Here is a 14892-nt window from a genome sequence, read left to right on the forward strand (position 1 = left end):
GTGTAAATTAGTATTAAGGTTAAGTAAAAAGTACATTATACAAAGCGCATGCAGGCATACGCTTTGTATCTATTAAGCGAGTTTAATCTTGGCTATCCTGTTTGTGACTAATCATGGCATCGAGTTTTTCACCCCCTTTTATACCAAAATCAAGCGTGCGAATTGGGAATGGAATACTGATATCAGCTTCTGCTAATGCTTGTTTAACGGCAACAACCGCTTTGTGCCTTACGGTCATAAAATCAGCTTCGCCGGGGTATTTTATCCAAAACCATACTAATAAATTAACGCTGCTATCGCCAAATCCTTCAGCGTATACAGCCGTTTCGTCTTGCTTAATCACAAAATCGAACTCATTGATTTTTTTAACTATCGCTTCAGCAGCTTGCTCTGGGTCGTCGCCATACGAAATGCCTACCGGTACTTCGATTCGGCGAACACCTAAGGTGCTGTAATTACGTAACACATTGCGAAAAAGGATCTTGTTAGGCACTAGAATTAATTGGCCATAAAAATTTTCAATCAGGGTATTACGTAAGTTAATTGATTTAACCGTACCAAAAGCATTATCGGTTTTAATGACATCGCCCGTTTTAAAGGGTTTTCGAATACCCATGGCGATGCCAGCAATGAGATTTTCGGTCATATCCTGAAACGCAAAACCAATCGCTAAACCAACAATACCGGCACCTGCAAGCAATGAAGTAACCGTGCCTTTTAACCCCATAAAATCTAGAGCAATAAATACCCCAACACATAAGACGACCATCTTGAAGATGGAAGCCATTAAATCGGCTATTTGCTTGGAGTCTAACGATCTGCGTAAAACCTTACGCACCATGGAACCTAAAAAGCGCGCAAGAATTGAAAATACAATGGCAATCAGTACTGCGACGATAAAGTTAGGAATATGACTTATAACAATATCAAACCAGCCTCCGAGCTTTTCTTCGATAAGCTTTTCGGCTTCACTAATTGAAGGGATATTTAGCATGATTGATCCTGAAAACTATTATTTAATAATCAGGTCATTGCAAAATAAACGCCAAAAATAAAAAACCACGCATTTGCGTGGTTTATTTAAAGCTTAAATGTCGCTTAATTTTGCTCGTCGCGTAAAAATACAGGCTCAAGTTCTTTAGTTGTGGCTTCTTCACTAAAATAGTAACCATCCACTGTAAACTGTTTCAGTTGGCTCAATTGAGTTACTTTATTTTCGATAATATAACGAGCCATTAAGCCGCGCGCTTTTTTGGCGTAAAAGCTGATAATTTTGTATTGACCATTTTTACAGTCTTTGAAATGTGGTGTGATGATTTGCGCAGATAAGGTTTTTTTATCAACCGCTTTAAAATACTCATTAGATGCAAGGTTGACTAAGTATTGACTATCTTGCTGAGCTAAAACTGTATTTAACTTCTTGGCAATAATACTGCCCCAAAATTCATATAAGTTTTTACCACGGCTATTATCAAGCTTAGTACCCATTTCAAGACGATATGCTTGCATTAAATCTAGCGGCTTTAACAGCCCATAAAGGCCCGACAAAATACGTAAATGGTTTTGTGCGTAGTCAAGTTGCTCAGCAGTTAGTGTATCTGCCGCTAAACCGCCGTATACATCACCGTTAAAAGCGAGTACCGCTTGTTTAGCATTTTGTTCAGTAAACGGCTGCGCCCATTCACTAAAACGGGCAGCATTGAGCCCTGCTAGCTTATCGCTGATTTTCATTAAGCTACTAATTTGTGCAGGTGTAAGCTCACGGCACACGCTCATCAGCTCTTCACTGTGCTCTAGCAGCTCAGGATAACTGAATTTCTCTGTAGTAGGTTGGCTTTCAAAATCTAAATTTTTTGCAGGTGAAATAACAGTGATCATAGTTAGCTATTGACTTGTAAATTATTTAATGTCAATTTCAACATTAAATGAAACGAAATGCACGTTTTGTTTAGTCCTACCTTACTTTTGCGCGACAAAATTTGCGTTGCGCCTTCGTTCTTTACTGATACGGACATATGACCTATCAAGCGCTGTCACAGTGTTGCAGTATAAGGTAGTTACAGTAGATTTTCTTTTAACTTGCTTGGAATGAGGAAAAGCAAATGACTTCAGCTCTACAAAGGCTCAAACAACATTCTTCTATCGTAGCCGACACCGGCGATATTGAAGCGATAAAAAAACACCAACCAGAAGATGCGACTACAAACCCATCTTTACTTCTTAAAGCCAGCGAGATCGAAGCGTATAAGCCTTATTTAGATAAAGCATTTAGCTATGCTAAAGAAACCGAGCAAGATGCCGCCAAACAACTTGAACTCGCTTGCGATTACTTTGCCGTATTATTGGGTAAAGAAATCAGCGAAATTGTACCGGGTTACATCTCTACCGAAGTTGACGCGCGTTTATCATTTGATACCCAAGCAACTATCGATAAAGCCCATACTTTACTTAGCCTGTATGAAAAAGAAGGCGTGAGCAAAGATAAAATTTTAATTAAAGTAGCTTCAACATGGGAAGGTATTAAAGCCGCTGAGCAACTAGAAAAAGAAGGCACTAAATGTAACCTTACTTTATTGTTTAGCGATGCCCAAGCACGCGCCTGTGCCGATGCAAACGTATTTTTAATCTCGCCGTTTGTGGGCCGTATTTTAGATTGGCATGTTGCTAACGGCATGGAAAAACCTACTGATCCGCTACAAGATCCAGGTGTTCAATCTGTACGTAGCATTTTTGAATTTTACAAACGCCATGATTATAAAACCGTGGTTATGGGCGCAAGCTTCCGTAACACTGGCGAAATTATCGCGCTAACGGGTTGTGATAAGCTAACTATTAGCCCTAACCTGTTAGAAGACTTAGGCAACCTTGAAGGCGCGCAAGAATATTTACTAGAAAGTGATATTCCTAAAGAGCCAAAACCTGAGCCACTTACAGAATCGCAATTCCGCTGGTTGCATAACCAAGATGCCATGGCGACTGAAAAACTGGCTGAAGGTATTCGCTCATTTGCTGATGCGCAAGAGCAATTAGAGGCACGTTTTAAAGCGATGTAACTCTTTAAAGATAAGTAAATAAACACTTACTGTATAAAACGCCACTCATGTGGCGTTTTTTATTTTCCCCGCGTATAGAATTTAATCTAGCCATCACATTTATGTAACATTACCGTCACTTTTTTATTCTATTTTAGTTTGGCCTGTGATATAGGTATTTCCGAGGTTCAAAATTCAATAGGAGAAGTTCATGGATAGCCTAGACGATATTTTAGAAATATTAGAAGGTCCTAGTACAACAAAAAAGACCTCTCAGAAGAATAAAAAGAGAAAGTGGCGCGAAATCGAAGCTTTAAAAGATAAGCAACGTTTACGCAAAGAACTACAGGAGTTAGACTATTTTGCAGACAACATTGCAATTGATGAGCTAGATTTTTAACTTAAAAAAATAGGCCGCATGCTTCACAGCTAACGGCCTTTTTTAATTCTTACACTTGCCAATTTATAGCGGCTTTGCCTTGCTGCTGGAGTATCTCATTGGCTTTAGAAAAGTGCTGACAGCCAAAAAAGCCTCGATGCGCTGAAAGCGGTGATGGGTGAGGGCCGTTTAACACAAAGTGCTTGGTAGCATCTATGCCTTTGCCTTTCTTTTGCGCATGCGCACCCCACAAAATAAACACCACGCCAGTTGTGTGCTCATTAATATGATTAATCACGTTATCAGTAAATTGCTCCCAACCTAAATGCTTATGTGAGTGCGCTTGTCCTTGCTCCACGGTCAGTACGGTATTTAGTAAAAATACGCCCTGCTCAGCCCAGTTTTGCAAGTGACCATGTTGCGGTACCGCAAACCCTGCAATATCAGTGGCGAGCTCTTTATAAATATTTTTCAGTGATGGCGGCAATTTAGTAACTTCTGGCAGTACTGAAAAACACAAACCATGAGCTTGTCCCTCACCGTGGTAAGGATCTTGCCCTAAAATAACCACTTTAATATCGTCAAGCTCCGTTGCTTCAAAGGCACTAAAAACCTGCGACTCTGGTGGGTAAACTGCAACCCCTTCACTGCGCCTTTGAGCAACATAAGCAAGCGTGTCTTGCATATAAGGTTTGGCGCATTCGGTTTGTAAAAATGTTTGCCACTGACTCATTGTACATCCTTTAAAACAGCTCTTGATTGATCGATTTTATTACACATATCATCTAGCCCATCAAGCATCCGGGTGGTGAACCTGTGTAGTAAGTCGGCATTAATTTGAATAAACTGATTGTGTTTCACTGCAGGAACTTCGGGCCATTGTTGCCAATCGATAACTGGCTGTTTGTTTTTTGATTTCTCTTCTGGAAGAATAATCACCTCTGGTTTTGCAACGATCACGTTTTCAATACTTACAAGCGGATAGTCGGTGCGGCTATTGGCAAACACGTTGCTGCCATGGCAAATCTCAATAAGTTGATTAATCCAAGTATTTTTACTCACCGTCATCATCGGTTCTGGCCATAATTGATAAAACACAGCAACACTGGCTTTGCCCTGCTGTTTGGCTTTAATAGTGTCTAATTTTTGCTGAAATTCAGTCGCAGCATGCTTTGCCGCGTCCTCGCGGCCAGTTAATTTTCCTAGTCGTAGCAACTCATTAGGCACTTTTTCAACTTCATTGGCTTCACTGTATAAAACACTGATTCCCATACGCTCTATTTGTGCTAACTCATCAGCATGACTACTGCTATTCCATGCAAGTACCAAGTCAGGTTGAAGTGCTAACAGCTTTTCAGTTTGAATACCTTGGTGACCCCCTAAACGTGGGATTTTATTCGCCGCCTTTGGAAAATCAGCGTACTCAACTGTTCCCACAATTTGCTCGCCAGCGCCAATGGTATAAAGGTTTTCAACAATATGCGGAGCAAGCGCTACAATTCTCAGTTGTTGTTTATTAGTGCTAGCCTGTAGATTAGCACTGCCCAAGGCGAAACAAACAAATAATGCGAATCTTAACACCACCATTAGTAATCAAACCCTATTTGCGCTTTTACACCCGCATCAAATGCGTGTTTTACATTACGTACTTCGCTTACTGTGTCTGCAAGGTCTGTTAACTTACGGTGCGCACCACGCCCTGTAACAATCACTGACTGCATCGGCGGACGATTAGCAATCACCTCTAGCGCTTCTTCTAAATCAATGTAGCCATAAGTGATCATGTAAGTTATTTCATCAAGTAATACTAGGTTGATTGATTCGTCATTTAACATACGCTTTGCCTCTTGCCATGTAGCTTGCGCGGCGGCGGTATCTGATTCTTTATTTTGTGTTTCCCACGTGAAACCGGTGTTCATAATGGCAAACTCAACGCCCGCACCTTGTAATAAGTTACGCTCACCACACGGCCATGTGCCTTTTATAAATTGGCACACAGCGGCCTTCATACCATGGCCGACACAGCGAGTTACTGTGCCAAACCCTGATGTAGATTTACCTTTACCGTTGCCAGTGATCACTTGGAAAATGCCCTTTTCTGTTTGTGCCGCAGCAATGCGCTCATCCACTTTGTCTTTTACTTTTTGTTGCCGTTGTTGGTGTTTGTCGTTATTTGTGTCGCTCATCTGCTTGCTCCTTACCAGTTTTGGTAAATTTTAGTAATTTGTGGAATATCTAAATGCTGTTTACACATCTGGGCTAAACGCGTGAGTTGCTGTTCGCGATGTGTGTTTATATCTATATGCTGTTCAATACAGCTATTTGGTAACACCCAATCAAGTATCAGTTGGCTTGCTGCACTGCTATCAAACAAGCCATGTAAGTAAGTGCCTGCTATGCAGTTATCATCAGATATAAAACCATCATGAGTCACATTTTGTGGATGTGTGGTAAATTTTAGCAATGGTTGTTCAAGTGTAGGACCGTGACTTTGGCCTGCGTGAATTTCATACCCCACCATCTGAGCTTCACCGCCATTTAAATGCAAAATAGCCGATGCTTGCGTCAGTACTTTTTCAACCCCTAATTGAGTTGTAAAATCACCAAGTCCTAATCCTTTACAATGCTGAGCGCTTGACTCAACCCCCGCAGGGTCGTAAATATCGGTGCCTAACATTTGTAAGCCGCCGCAAATGCCGAGCACTTTACCGCCATAGCGAAGGTGGCGCTTAATTTGCTCCTCCCAGCCTTCATTTTTTAAAAAGGTTAAATCACTGATCACATTTTTACTGCCTGGGATAATAATTAGATCAACATTGGGAATAGACTGTGTGTGACGCACGTAGTTTATATCTATTTGTGGGTTTAACCGCAGCGCATCAAAGTCGGTATGATTACTAATGTGTGGTAAGAGTAAAACAGCTATTTTTATTTTCGCTTGGTTTACCTTATTATCAATAGCAACGGCGTCTTCTGCATCTAAGGTGAGATCATGCAGGTAAGGTAATACACCAAGTACAGGTTTGCCCGTGTACTCTTCGAGCCAATCAAGGCCACCTTGTAACAGTGCAATATCGCCACGAAAACGATTGATCACAAAACCTTTTACTCGCGCTTGCTCTGACTCGCTTAGCAATGCCAAGGTGCCCACTAAATGCGCAAATACCCCGCCTTTATCAATATCGGCAATAATAATGACAGGGCAATCCACCGCTTCAGCGTAACCCATATTGGCAATATCGCCGGCACGCAGGTTAATTTCTGCGGGGCTACCGGCCCCTTCTACAACCAATAGCTCAAATTCTTTACTTAATCTTTCTTGTGAGGTGAGCACAGCATCCATCGCGACTTTTTTATAGTCGTGGTAAGCACCCGCTTCCATATTGCTAATCGCTTTGCCATGAATGATCACTTGAGCGCCAGTATCACTATTAGGTTTGAGTAATACGGGATTAAAATCTATTCTTGGGGCAACCTTTGCTGCAATTGCTTGTAACGCCTGAGCACGGCCTATTTCACCGCCATCTTGTGTTACTGCGCTATTAAGTGCCATATTTTGTGGCTTAAAGGGAGCGACTTTAATACCTTGCTCTGCAAACACTCGGCACAAAGCTGCAACCAATGTACTTTTACCGGCATCTGATGTGGTGCCTTGGATCATTATTGTTTTCATCATTCACTACTTTTTAAAGTGAGCGGCAAGCCTGCCATTATAAATTCAACCCGAGCAACCTCTGCGGCAATTGCTTGATGTAGCCAGCCTGACTCATCAACAAAGTCACGGCTTAATTGCCCAAGCGGCACAATCCCGTGTCCGACTTCGTTACTGACAAAAATAACCTGTCCAGGGAGCTTACTCAGCGCTTCAAGCAATGCCTGTTTTTGCTGCGCCCAGCAGTTATTATCTTGGCATAAACAATTACTAAGCCACAGCGTAAGGCAATCAACTAAAATGCAGTTACCAGCTTTGCTATGGGCAAGTAAGGTATTTGCAAGCGTTATTGGCTCTTCAATTAGCTGCCAATGTGCTGGGCGCTGCTGTTGATGACGATAAATACGTGCTTGCATTTCATCATCATGGCCTTGTGCGGTAGCGATGTATATTACGGGTTTTTCAGTGCTTGTTGCTAATTGCTCTGCAAAGCGGCTTTTACCACTACGGGCACCACCGAGAATTAAAGTATGTTGAGGTTTCATTGTGCGCTACTCGTCATTATAACGATGAGAGTTATATAAATACTCACCTCACTAAGTTGCTGCGCTGCCCCTAAACAATCACCGGTATAACCGCCTAATTGGCGTTTAAACCAATGCATAACCATCAAACGTACGAATACTAAAGTCAGGGTTATTATTACTAATGCTTGCCAAGTAACAAGCTGGAAAATCAACGTAGCGGCAAATAAAAAAGCAGCTGTTAATAATAAAGTGACTAATCCGGTTTTAGATAAGTGCATAGCCAGTGGCTTTACTTTTGCGCTGGCACCTTCGCTCACATAATCCATACTAAAAATGATACTAGTCGCAACAACGCGGCTTAAGCATTGCCCAGCAATGATAGCAAATAACAACACACCGTTATCTTCACTTAATATCACCAAACTTTGATACTTCAGCATTAATATAATGATAAGTGCTGCAGCGCCGTATGTGCCTAAACGGCTATCTTTCATAATATTGAGCTTTTGTGATACCTGCCAGCCACCACCAAAGCCATCCCAGACATCGGCCCAGCCATCTTCATGAAAAGCACCAGTCATTAGTAGGCTCAGCGCCATCACTAACAGCACACATATTGAAACAGGTAATATAAATTGCAGGCAGTAAAACACCAAAGCATGGGCTAAACCAAGTCCTAATCCTACTAACGCAAAGTAGCGACTGGCTTGATTTAAGTGTTCGCCCGTCACCTCAAAACGAAGCTTTACCGGAATGCGGGTTAAAAAACTAACCGCTAATTGTAGCAACTGCCATTGCGTGATGCTTGCTTGCGCTTGTGTCATCACTTACACCACATTATCAACTGCAGCGTCGGCAAAGCTTGCCATTTGATTATAAAAACCGAGCGCACTTTGTAGCAAAGGCAAACTTAATGCAGCGCCAGTCCCCTCCCCTAAGCGCAAATCTAATTGCAGTAATGGTTTAACCTCTAAGTGGGCGAGCATTTTACTATGGCCTTGCTCATTTGAACTATGGGCAAAAATAAAATACGCTTTTACATTGGGGTTAATTGCAATCGCGACTAAAGCTGCAGCGGTACAAATAAAGCCATCAACCAGTACTACCATTTGTTGCTCAGCAGCGCTGAGCATGGCACCCACAATATGCACAATTTCGAAGCCACCAAGTGCTGCAAGCAAGGAGATAGGATCATCTAGTTGAGTTTTATGTAAGATCAGTGCTTGCTCTACAACTTTTACTTTACGCGCAACCACCCCATCACTTACGCCAGTACCTTTGCCCACACATTCACTGGCAGGGAGTTTAAGCATTGCCGCCATAATAGCGGCTGCACTGGTGGTATTACCTATGCCCATTTCACCCAAGGCTAGAGTATTACAGCCACTACTTTTAAGCGCTAATACAAGTTGTTTAGCATTATTAAACCCTTGTTGTACCTGCTCGGTACTCATAGCCGTGTGTTGATTAAGCGGCTCGGTGATATCCCCTAAACGACAATCACGAATGTCCGTGCTGGGTACTTTCGTTAAAATACCGCAATCGGCTATTTCAAGCTGCCAGCCTAGCTGATTGCAAAACACATTAATTGCCGCGCCGCCAGCAGCAAAATTAGCAACCATTTGCGCGGTAACGTCGCTGGGGGCAATTGATACTCCTTGCGCTGCAACACCATGATCGCCAGCAAACACGATTAATGTAGGCTGTTTTATAGCTGGCTGAAAATCTAAAAATGCACTCTGTATATCAATATCTTGACTAAAAATACTCACCAATTGCTGTGCCAGTGGTTCAAGTAGCCCCAGTGCTCCAAGCGGTTTAGTTTTGTGATTAATTTTATCACTGATCAGCGTATCAAATTGCCTGTTAAGGGGTTTAATAGAATACATCATTGATACACCTTTTTACGAAAACACAGCAAAGATAAAAAGAATACACTACCAATGGCCGAGGTGATCACCCCGATTGGTAGCTCTTGGTTACTCATCACAATACGCGAGAGCACATCCACCCATACCATAAATGTACCACCAACGAGTGCTGTCATCGCAAGCCCTGTTAAGGTTCCTTGGGATACGAAAAAACGCACTATATGAGGTATCATCAGGCCCACAAAGCCAATCCCCCCACATAACGCCACCAAGAGCGCCGTTATTAACGAACTTAACACTAACATTAGCAAGCGAAAGCGTTGCACAGGAATACCTAAGGTCGTGGCACTTTCATCACCCAATAACATGGCATTGAGTTGACGCCTAAAACTCATTAATAAAATAATACAACTGAAGATAACTAAAGCGGGTAGCCAAAGTGCTTGCCACTGCGCTCTTGCAAAGCTGCCTAAGGTCCAAAATAAAATCGCGGTGATTGCTTGAGGGTCGCTAAAATAAAGTAGTAAGCTGGTAAATGCGCTGAATAAAAACGACAATGCAACCCCTGCTAATAGCATTGTTTCAACCTGAGCAGACGATCTACGCCCTGCAATAAATACCAATAAGCACATGGTCAGCATACTACCCACAAAGGCGGCCAGCGACATTGAAAACCCAGCACTGATACCGGTAAAAGTAATAAAACACACCACACCAAATGAAGCCCCAGATGAAATACCAAATAAATAAGGGTCAGCTAATGGATTACGGGTCACGGTTTGTAAAATCAGCCCTGCAATGGCTAACCCTGAGCCTGCTAAGAACGCCAACAATGTACGTGGCAAACGTAGTTGCCAAATTATTCGCTCAATAAACGAATCACTACCTTGGCCAAACCACTGTCCAATTACACTGTAGTAAACATCAACAAACTTACTGGGGGCAGCACCAAAGCTCAATGCTGCAAAAATGCTCAGCACACTTAATACCATGGTTAGCGGCAGTAATAGGTTATTTTTCAGTTGCATGAAGCGCTCCTGATTGATAACCATAAAAATACGTTATATGTGGAATGGATTGCGCTTTACTTTGCGGGTGGCTAGATACTTGAGCGCACACGCCAAATACATCGCTTAGCATTTTCTCTGTTATAACCTGCTGCGGCGTGCCCGATGCAACAATTTCACCGTGATCGATTACCAATAGCTCATCACATAGGCTGGCTGCTAAATTTAAATCATGAAACGATGCCAACACAGTTACCCCGAGTGATTTGGCTAATTCCATTAATTGAATTTGATATTTTACGTCAAGGTGGCTGGTAGGTTCATCCATAAACAAAAGCTGTGGCTTTTGCACTATGGCACGGGCAATTAAAGCACGCTGCTTTTCGCCACCTGAGAGCGAATCAAACGCTTGGTTTGTGTGCTCAATTAAGCCTACTTGTTTTATCGCTTGGTGAATTAGCTGCTTATCACTTTGTGTGGTGCCACTAAAAAGACGTTTATGCGGGGTAAGCCCTAGGCTCACCACATCATACAAAGATAGATTAAATTGCGAAGGCGTTTCTTGCAAAACCACAGCAACTTGCTTGGCAAAATCATCAGCACTTAGTTGCCAAATATCATCTGAGCCAAGGAGCACTTGACCACATGTTGGTTTATTAAACCGATATAGACAACGCAATAAACTCGACTTACCCGCACCATTAGGCCCAAGCAAGCCAATAAACTGGCCTTGCTCAATGCTGATGTTTATTTTTTTTAGAATAGATGTATTAGCAACAGTCCACGATAAATCGTCGACGGTAAGAAGCGCTGTTGGTGTCTGCAATGTTTATCTCTGCTAGCACGCGAAAACCCAATGCAGTAAACACAAGCAAATGCTTATGAAAAAGATGAGTTTACCCGCTCAGTTATTTAAGTTGATTGTAACGTATTTAGTATCTGGCTTATCACTAATGTGGCTTACAGTTGCGGGAACAGCTGAGGACTTGCACCTCATTCCTAAATACCCCTCTATTATGAGCAGGTGAGTTTATATTTCAATTAATATCTTTCTAGATGGCTAAAAACAGCTTAGAAAACAATTTTAGGCCAAGCTTCACCTTGTTCATCAATGTAAACATCAACACAAATAAGAGCAGCATAAGAGATTGAAAACACATTTTGGCTAATGAGCGACTCACGAGGGAGCTGACATACTATCGCTAACAGCTGTTTGATAACGCCAGCGTGGGTTATGACCAAGTGGGGTCCTGTGTTCTGTGCGCTGATCATCATTAAAAATTGCTGCCACCACGTTTCAACTCGGCTATAAAACGCGTTCATGGATTCGCCATTAGGGGGAGTGATTTGCCAAGGCTTTTGCCAAAAGTCTCCGATTGTCGGTGAGCTGCCTTGTTGCCAAAGTACTTCATAGCTTTGCCCATCCCAATCGCCAAAATCATACTCAGCGATTGCACTGTCTATATTGAGCGGGAGTTGTCGAGTATTGGCAAGCTGTTGAGCAAATAATTTACAACGTTTTAAAGGAGAACTGTTTATTGTAGTGATATCGTTCAGCCCTGCAACTGCATCTTCTAACTGCTGAACACCCTTTTTGCTCAACTCAAAGTCGCTACGCCCAGCTAATACATTTTGCTGCTCAAGCTCACCGTGACGTAAAAAATACACTTTAGTTGTAAATGGTTTCATTAATTACCACTTTAAAGCCACAAAAAAAGCGCCAATTTTAAACAAGGCGCTTTTTAATCTAGTTTATCGAGATTATAAAATTTGGTTTTCTTTCCAAACTTGCTCTTTTTCCATGCGCTTTTTACGTTTGTCACATGGGTCATCACAATCACAAGCTTTATCAATACCTACTGAGCCTAGACCACCACAGCTACTCGCCATAGATTTTTTCTGCATAATCATGCCAATGGCCATTGCTGCGACAATTAAAATAAGTAAACCAAAAGTAAGAAGAAAAAGTGACATTGCTTAGCCCCTATTGTTCAGCAATTAAAAGGTGCTTGGCTAACGTAGCCAAGCTGAGTGTATTATAAACCGCTTTGTGCTCTGCTACAAATAGGGTTTAAATGCTGGGCTCGAATAAGTCACTAAACCATCCTTCGATTTAGCTATTAGATAGACCGCTAAGTCATTTTTTTCTGCATAGGCTTGAGCTTTATCCATGCCCATAATAGTCAATGCAGTAGCAAGACCATCGGCTGTCATTGCTGATGGATGTAATACGGTTACTGACACGAGATCATGACGACTTGGCATACCGGTAACTGGATCAATCAAATGACTGTAAGTCACACCATCCATTTCATAAAATATACGGTAATCCCCCGATGTTGCCATGCCATTATTACCTGGCGCTAAAATATGGTGTACTTTGCGTGTGCCTGGCTCTGCATCAGGTTGCTCAATCGCTATGCGCCAATCCTGATCGTTAGGCTTTTTACCTGCAATGCGCAGCTCACCACCAATTTCGACCATATAATTAGTTAGACCGTGACTTTCTAGCAGCTCAGCTACTTTATCAATGCCATAGCCTTTTGCTGTTGATGAAAACGAAAGTTCTAAGCCGTCAACCGTTTTTGCTAAACCCTGCTCAGTCAGTTTTAATTTATCAACCCCAATTTTAGCAATCATGTTAGCTAATGCTTCGTCTGTTGGGCGCTTAGTTGGTTTTTTATCTGGACCAAAGCCCCATAAATCAATCAAGGGTCCCATTGTCACATCGAGGGTTTTAGTTGACTCCCCTAGGCGAATTGATTCGCTCACCACCGCTCTAAAGTCACTACTAATTGGCATGACTTCATCGACAGCTAAGCGGTTAAATTGATTAATCTCAGACTCTTTAATATAAGTCGACATTGATAAGTTAATGCCTTTTAACAGCTCAGTGATTTCTGGCAATAAATTAAGTGTGTCGAGCTTTTCTTGCTTAGCAAATACTTTAATGTGATAAGTAGTGCCCATGGTTTTACCTTCAAGGTAAAGCTCTTTAGGTTCATCACTTTGGCCACAGCCCGTTATGAGTAAAGTGAAGGTAAGAAAAAATAAGGCAATTAATGCCTGCGGGTGAAAAACTTTATTCATGGCAGCCTACTTTAAATTTTGAAATAAAAAAGCCTCGTAACAAGCATTGCTACGAGGCTGATATTCTAACCAAAACTAAACTGTTTTGGTATCAGTGTTAGCCACCGAAATCATCTAGTAAGATATTTTCGTCTTCAACACCTAAGTCTTTCAACATTGTGATAACAGCTGCGTTCATCATTGGAGGACCACACATGTAGAACTCACAATCTTCCGGCGCTTCGTGGTCTTTAAGATAGTTCTCAAATAACACGTTATGGATAAAGCCAGTGTAGCCTTCCCAGTTATCTTCAGGTTGTGGATCTGAAAGTGCTGTATGCCATACGAAGTTATCATTTTCAGCCGCTAGGCCGTCAAAATCTTCAACGTAGAACATTTCACGTTTAGAACGTGCACCATACCAGAAGCTCATCTTACGCTTAGAGTTTAAGCGTTTAAGTTGGTCAAAGATATGTGAACGCATTGGCGCCATACCAGCACCACCACCTACGAATACCATTTCAGCGTCAGTTTCTTTCGCGAAGAACTCACCAAATGGACCAGAGATAGTTACTTTATCACCTTCTTTAAGTGACCAAATGTACGATGACATTTTACCACAAGGCAAGCTTAAATCTCTTGGCGGCGGCGTAGCAATACGCACGTTAAGCATGATGATGCCTTCTTCTTCTGGGTAGTTAGCCATTGAGTAAGCACGAATTGTTTCTTCGTCTACTTTTGACTCCAGTTTGAAGAAACCAAAATGGTTCCAGTCGCCACGGTATTCCTCTGGTACATCGAAATCAGCGTATTTAACGTGGTGCGCAGGGGCTTCAATTTGAATATAACCACCGGCACGGAACGGTACTGACTCGCCATCAGGAATTTGTAGCTTAAGCTCTTTGATGAAGGTTGCTTTGTTATCGTTAGAAATAACTTCACAATCCCACTTTTTAACACCGAAAATTGACTCTTCAAGTTCAATTTCCATGTCGTTTTTAACATTTACCTGACACGCTAAACGACAGCCTTCACGGGCTTCACCTTTAGAGATGTGATCAAGTTCTGTTGGTAAGATATCGCCGCCACCTTCTTTGATGTGTACACGACACTGACCACAAGAGCCACCGCCACCACATGCAGATGATACGAAAATACCTGACTCAGATAGCGCACCTAATAGTTTACTACCTGCTGATGTTTTAATGGCTTTATCTGGATCGCCATTTACGCCGATGATGATGTCACCGCTTGCAACTAACTGAGATTTAGCACCAATGATGACTAAAACTAGTAGTACAACGATAGCGATGAAAACACCAACGCCTAAGAAAATCTCATAACTCATGATTTAT

At 42.0% G+C, this 14892-nt stretch carries 17 protein-coding genes and 1 riboswitch; of the genes, 2 read left to right on the top strand and 15 right to left on the bottom strand.

Annotation, left to right across the window (positions count from 1 at the left end):
• Positions 1 to 82: 82 nt before the first annotated feature.
• Together B5G52_RS01640 and yaaA are read right to left on the bottom strand one after the other, a co-directional pair.
• Positions 83 to 994, bottom strand: coding sequence for a mechanosensitive ion channel family protein (locus tag B5G52_RS01640; RefSeq protein ID WP_087530967.1), 912 nt, complete (start codon positions 992 to 994; stop codon positions 83 to 85).
• 104 nt (positions 995 to 1098) lie between these two features.
• A complete protein-coding gene (gene yaaA, locus B5G52_RS01645) occupies positions 1099 to 1878 on the bottom strand; it encodes a peroxide stress protein YaaA (protein ID WP_087530968.1) in 780 nt (259 codons plus the stop codon).
• A gap of 224 nt (positions 1879 to 2102) precedes the next feature.
• Between yaaA and tal the strand changes: the two genes are divergently transcribed.
• Positions 2103 to 3053, top strand: a complete 951-nt coding sequence (tal, locus tag B5G52_RS01650; RefSeq protein ID WP_087530969.1) for a transaldolase — start codon at positions 2103 to 2105, stop codon at positions 3051 to 3053.
• A gap of 190 nt (positions 3054 to 3243) precedes the next feature.
• Entirely contained in the window at positions 3244 to 3432 is a 189-nt protein-coding gene (locus B5G52_RS01655) for a DUF3545 family protein (RefSeq protein WP_087530970.1), read from the top strand.
• Positions 3433 to 3481: 49 nt separating this feature from the next.
• Here the strand turns inward: B5G52_RS01655 and ung are convergent, their stop codons facing one another.
• The 13 genes from ung to nqrF form a co-directional block, all read right to left on the bottom strand.
• Positions 3482 to 4144, bottom strand: a complete 663-nt coding sequence (gene ung / locus B5G52_RS01660) for a uracil-DNA glycosylase (protein WP_087530971.1) — start codon at positions 4142 to 4144, stop codon at positions 3482 to 3484.
• The gene (locus B5G52_RS01665) at positions 4141 to 4998 is read right to left on the bottom strand and encodes a cobalamin-binding protein (RefSeq protein ID WP_087530972.1); all 858 of its coding nucleotides are present in this window, start codon (positions 4996 to 4998) and stop codon (positions 4141 to 4143) included. The genes ung and B5G52_RS01665 overlap by 4 nt, the downstream gene beginning before the upstream one ends.
• Positions 4998 to 5597, bottom strand: coding sequence for a cob(I)yrinic acid a,c-diamide adenosyltransferase (gene cobO / locus B5G52_RS01670; RefSeq protein ID WP_087530973.1), 600 nt, complete (start codon positions 5595 to 5597; stop codon positions 4998 to 5000). The genes B5G52_RS01665 and cobO overlap by 1 nt, the downstream gene beginning before the upstream one ends.
• An 11-nt stretch (positions 5598 to 5608) precedes the next feature.
• On the bottom strand, positions 5609 to 7084 hold the full coding sequence (locus tag B5G52_RS01675; protein ID WP_087530974.1) for a cobyric acid synthase: 1476 nt from the start codon (positions 7082 to 7084) through the stop codon (positions 5609 to 5611).
• The gene (gene cobU / locus B5G52_RS01680) at positions 7084 to 7608 is read right to left on the bottom strand and encodes a bifunctional adenosylcobinamide kinase/adenosylcobinamide-phosphate guanylyltransferase (RefSeq protein WP_087530975.1); all 525 of its coding nucleotides are present in this window, start codon (positions 7606 to 7608) and stop codon (positions 7084 to 7086) included. Before cobU ends, B5G52_RS01675 begins: the two co-directional genes overlap by 1 nt.
• Complete coding sequence (locus B5G52_RS01685; RefSeq protein ID WP_087530976.1) at positions 7605 to 8414, bottom strand: adenosylcobinamide-GDP ribazoletransferase; 810 nt, start codon at positions 8412 to 8414, stop codon at positions 7605 to 7607. The genes cobU and B5G52_RS01685 overlap by 4 nt, the downstream gene beginning before the upstream one ends.
• A 3-nt stretch (positions 8415 to 8417) precedes the next feature.
• Positions 8418 to 9479: a nicotinate-nucleotide--dimethylbenzimidazole phosphoribosyltransferase gene (gene cobT, locus B5G52_RS01690; RefSeq protein WP_087531181.1), complete on the bottom strand. Its 1062-nt coding sequence runs from the start codon at positions 9477 to 9479 to the stop codon at positions 8418 to 8420.
• Positions 9479 to 10489 (bottom strand): iron ABC transporter permease, encoded by a 1011-nt coding sequence (locus B5G52_RS01695; RefSeq protein ID WP_087530977.1) that lies wholly within the window; start codon positions 10487 to 10489, stop codon positions 9479 to 9481. The genes cobT and B5G52_RS01695 overlap by 1 nt, the downstream gene beginning before the upstream one ends.
• Positions 10473 to 11294, bottom strand: coding sequence for an ABC transporter ATP-binding protein (locus B5G52_RS01700; protein ID WP_087530978.1), 822 nt, complete (start codon positions 11292 to 11294; stop codon positions 10473 to 10475). Before B5G52_RS01700 ends, B5G52_RS01695 begins: the two co-directional genes overlap by 17 nt.
• 86 nt (positions 11295 to 11380) lie before the next feature.
• Positions 11381 to 11512, bottom strand: a riboswitch (cobalamin riboswitch).
• A gap of 27 nt (positions 11513 to 11539) precedes the next feature.
• Positions 11540 to 12157, bottom strand: a complete 618-nt coding sequence (locus tag B5G52_RS01705) for a histidine phosphatase family protein (RefSeq protein WP_087530979.1) — start codon at positions 12155 to 12157, stop codon at positions 11540 to 11542.
• Between the two features lie 72 nt (positions 12158 to 12229).
• Positions 12230 to 12442 carry a (Na+)-NQR maturation NqrM gene (nqrM, locus tag B5G52_RS01710; RefSeq protein WP_087530980.1) on the bottom strand — a complete coding sequence of 71 codons (213 nt, stop codon included), beginning with the start codon at positions 12440 to 12442 and terminating at the stop codon, positions 12230 to 12232.
• An 84-nt stretch (positions 12443 to 12526) separates the two neighbouring features.
• Entirely contained in the window at positions 12527 to 13558 is a 1032-nt protein-coding gene (locus tag B5G52_RS01715) for an FAD:protein FMN transferase (protein ID WP_087530981.1), read from the bottom strand.
• 97 nt (positions 13559 to 13655) lie between these two features.
• Complete coding sequence (nqrF, locus tag B5G52_RS01720; RefSeq protein ID WP_087530982.1) at positions 13656 to 14885, bottom strand: NADH:ubiquinone reductase (Na(+)-transporting) subunit F; 1230 nt, start codon at positions 14883 to 14885, stop codon at positions 13656 to 13658.
• Positions 14886 to 14892: the final 7 nt, after the last annotated feature.

The organism is Pseudoalteromonas sp. A601 (assembly GCF_002165575.1).
Classification (GTDB): domain Bacteria; phylum Pseudomonadota; class Gammaproteobacteria; order Enterobacterales; family Alteromonadaceae; genus Pseudoalteromonas.

Coding starts and splice junctions, on each gene's coding strand:
- ung (WP_087530971.1), bottom strand. CDS start 4,144: ATGAGTCAGTGGCAAACATTTTTACAAACCGAATGCGCCAAACCTTAT.
- B5G52_RS01705 (WP_087530979.1), bottom strand. CDS start 12,157: ATGAAACCATTTACAACTAAAGTGTATTTTTTACGTCACGGTGAGCTT.
- nqrM (WP_087530980.1), bottom strand. CDS start 12,442: ATGTCACTTTTTCTTCTTACTTTTGGTTTACTTATTTTAATTGTCGCA.
- tal (WP_087530969.1), top strand. CDS start 2,103: ATGACTTCAGCTCTACAAAGGCTCAAACAACATTCTTCTATCGTAGCC.
- B5G52_RS01685 (WP_087530976.1), bottom strand. CDS start 8,414: ATGACACAAGCGCAAGCAAGCATCACGCAATGGCAGTTGCTACAATTA.
- B5G52_RS01695 (WP_087530977.1), bottom strand. CDS start 10,489: ATGCAACTGAAAAATAACCTATTACTGCCGCTAACCATGGTATTAAGT.
- cobO (WP_087530973.1), bottom strand. CDS start 5,597: ATGAGCGACACAAATAACGACAAACACCAACAACGGCAACAAAAAGTA.
- B5G52_RS01675 (WP_087530974.1), bottom strand. CDS start 7,084: ATGAAAACAATAATGATCCAAGGCACCACATCAGATGCCGGTAAAAGT.
- cobU (WP_087530975.1), bottom strand. CDS start 7,608: ATGAAACCTCAACATACTTTAATTCTCGGTGGTGCCCGTAGTGGTAAA.
- B5G52_RS01715 (WP_087530981.1), bottom strand. CDS start 13,558: ATGAATAAAGTTTTTCACCCGCAGGCATTAATTGCCTTATTTTTTCTT.
- B5G52_RS01640 (WP_087530967.1), bottom strand. CDS start 994: ATGCTAAATATCCCTTCAATTAGTGAAGCCGAAAAGCTTATCGAAGAA.
- B5G52_RS01665 (WP_087530972.1), bottom strand. CDS start 4,998: ATGGTGGTGTTAAGATTCGCATTATTTGTTTGTTTCGCCTTGGGCAGT.
- cobT (WP_087531181.1), bottom strand. CDS start 9,479: ATGTATTCTATTAAACCCCTTAACAGGCAATTTGATACGCTGATCAGT.
- nqrF (WP_087530982.1), bottom strand. CDS start 14,885: ATGAGTTATGAGATTTTCTTAGGCGTTGGTGTTTTCATCGCTATCGTT.
- B5G52_RS01655 (WP_087530970.1), top strand. CDS start 3,244: ATGGATAGCCTAGACGATATTTTAGAAATATTAGAAGGTCCTAGTACA.
- yaaA (WP_087530968.1), bottom strand. CDS start 1,878: ATGATCACTGTTATTTCACCTGCAAAAAATTTAGATTTTGAAAGCCAA.